A 2,538-nucleotide genomic window follows, 5' to 3' on the forward strand; every position below is an offset into this window, starting at 1 on the left:
CTCGGCCTGAAGCTCGGCATCGCGCCCGACACCGTGCTCGGCACCGGGTGGCAGACCGCCAAGCGCGCGATCGAGGCCGGCGCGATCGGCACCCCGCTGACCGCCGTCACGAGCATGCAGTGGCAGGGCCCGGACGTGTTCCACCCGAACGCCTCGTTCCTCTACGCCAAGGGCGCCGGGCCGCTGTTCGACATCGGCCCGTACTACTTCACCGCGCTGGTGCACCTGCTCGGCCCGATCGCGTCGGTCGTCGCGACGGGGTCGAAGTCGCGGGACACCCGCTCGCTGGTCGTCGGACCGAACGCGGGGACGGACTTCCCCGTCGAGGTGCCGACGCACGTCTCCGTCCTGACGGCGTTCGAGCAGGGCGGCAACGCGCAGTCGCTGCTGTCGTTCGACACCCCGCTGTTCCGGCACGGCGTGTTCGAGGTCAACGGCACCGAGGGCACGATCGTCCTGCCCGACCCGAACACCTTCGGCGGCGGCCACCCGATCCGGATCGCCCGGCCCATCCCCGTCGGGGCGTCGTGGCCGTTCGAGCAGGAGTGGGAGACGCTGCTCGACGAGGAGCCGACCGTCGGCCGGGGCCTCGGCGTGCTCGACATGGCCCGGGCGATCCGAGGCGGCGGGTCGCACATCGCGACCGGCCACGTCGGATACCACGTGCTCGACGCGATGGTCGCGGTCGAGGAGTCGGTCGAGCGCCGGTCCTTCGTCGAGGTCGAGTCCACCGTGGCGCCGATCGCGTCGCTGCCCGAGGACTTCGACCCGCTCGCAGCCACGCTGGAGACCGTCGCGGTCTGACACCCCTCCACGGAACGCCCGGCCGCACAGCAGTGTGACCGGGCGTTCCGCGTCATGCTTCGTCACGGTGCGTGACCAGCGCCGGAAGCCGCCGTAGCGTCCAGACCGTGACGGAGCCCACGAACACCCCGAACCCGACCAGGCAGATCCGCTTCAACGCGTTCGACATGAACTGTGTCGCGCACCAGTCCTCCGGACTGTGGCGCCACCCGCGCGACCGGTCCCGCGACTACCGCGACCTGACGTACTGGACGGACCTGGCGAAGACGCTCGAGCGCGGCGCGTTCGACGGCATCTTCATCGCCGACGTCCTGGGCACGTACGACGTCTACGGCGGGACGAACGAGGCCGCGCTGCGCACCGGCTCGCAGGTCCCGGTGAACGACCCGATCCTGCTCGTGTCCGCCATGGCCGCGGTCACCGAGCACCTCGGCTTCGGCATCACCGCGGGCACCGCTTACGAACACCCGTACCCGTTCGCCCGTCGGGTGTCGACGCTCGACCACCTGACGAAGGGGCGCGTCGGCTGGAACGTCGTCACCGGGTACCTGCCGAGCGCCGCGCGGAACATGGGGCAGACCGACCAGCTCAGCCACGACGACCGCTACGACGTGGCGGACGAGTACCTCGAGGTCCTCTACAAGCTGTGGGAGGGGTCGTGGGAGGACGACGCCGTCGTGCTCGACAAGGAGAACGGCGTCTTCACCGACCCGGCCAAGGTCCACCCGATCGAGCACCACGGCGCGCACTTCGACGTCCCCGGCATCCACCTGTCCGAGCCGTCGGTGCAGCGGACCCCCGTGATCTACCAGGCCGGGGCCTCGCCGCGCGGCATCACGTTCGCCGCCGAGAACGCCGAGGCGATCTTCGTCGGGGCACCGACGCTGCCGCAGCTCGCCGCCACGGTGCGGAAGATCCGCGACGCGCTCGAGGCCGCCGGTCGCGACCGGTACGCCGCCAAGATCTACACGCTGCTGACCGTCATCACCGACGCCACGGACGAGCTCGCGCAGGCGAAGTACGAGGACTACCTGTCCTACGCGTCCGAGCTCGGCGCGCTGGTGCTCAACTCCGGCTGGATGGGCGTCGACCTGTCGCAGTACGACCTGGACGAGCCGCTCGGCAACATCGAGTCGAACGCGATCCAGTCGACCGCGGCGAACCTGTCCGCGGCGACGGGGGAGGACGGCGCGAACTGGACCGTCCGCGACATCGCGAAGCACACTGCGATCGGCGGGCTCGGTCCGGTCGCGGTCGGTTCCGGCGCGACGATCGCCCAGCAGCTGCTCGACATCCAGGAGCAGACCGACGTCGACGGGTTCAACCTGGCGTACGCCGTCACCCCCGGCACCTGGGAGGACGTCATCGAGTTCGTCGTGCCCGAGCTCCGGGCCCGCGGCGCGTACCCCACCGAGTACACGGAGGGCTCGTTGCGGCACAAGCTGCACGGACGCGGCGACCGGCTGCCCGAGGAACACCGCGGTGCCGGCTACCGCATCGGGAGCGACGCGGTCGTAGGCTGACCGGGTGATCGAGTCGTCCGTGGTCGTGCGTCCTGCGACCCCGGACCAGGTCGCCGCGTGCATCGACCTGTGGTGCGCCGCCGTCGCCGCGCGCGACGGGGTGCCCGAGGACCCGGCCGTCCGGACGCGGGCCGAGGCGAAGGTCGCGGTCGACCGTGTGGCGCTCCTCGTCGCGGGTCCGATCGACGGGGCGCTCGACGGCTTCGTGCTC

3 protein-coding genes are annotated in these 2,538 nt (G+C 71.3%); all 3 read left to right on the forward strand.

The features are described from left to right. Positions 1-804: Gfo/Idh/MocA family protein (locus tag BIU90_RS10735; protein WP_071300193.1), on the forward strand; the 804-nt coding region annotated here is incomplete at its 5' end. A gap of 107 nt (positions 805-911) precedes the next feature. Next, positions 912-2,327 (forward strand): LLM class flavin-dependent oxidoreductase, encoded by a 1,416-nt coding sequence (locus BIU90_RS10740; RefSeq protein ID WP_302847392.1) that lies wholly within the window; start codon positions 912-914, stop codon positions 2,325-2,327. 4 nt (positions 2,328-2,331) lie between these two features. After that, positions 2,332-2,538: hypothetical protein (locus BIU90_RS18695; RefSeq protein WP_175470191.1), on the forward strand; the 207-nt coding region annotated here is incomplete at its 3' end.

The organism is Curtobacterium sp. MCBA15_001 (genome assembly GCF_001864835.1).
Taxonomy (GTDB): domain Bacteria; phylum Actinomycetota; class Actinomycetes; order Actinomycetales; family Microbacteriaceae; genus Curtobacterium.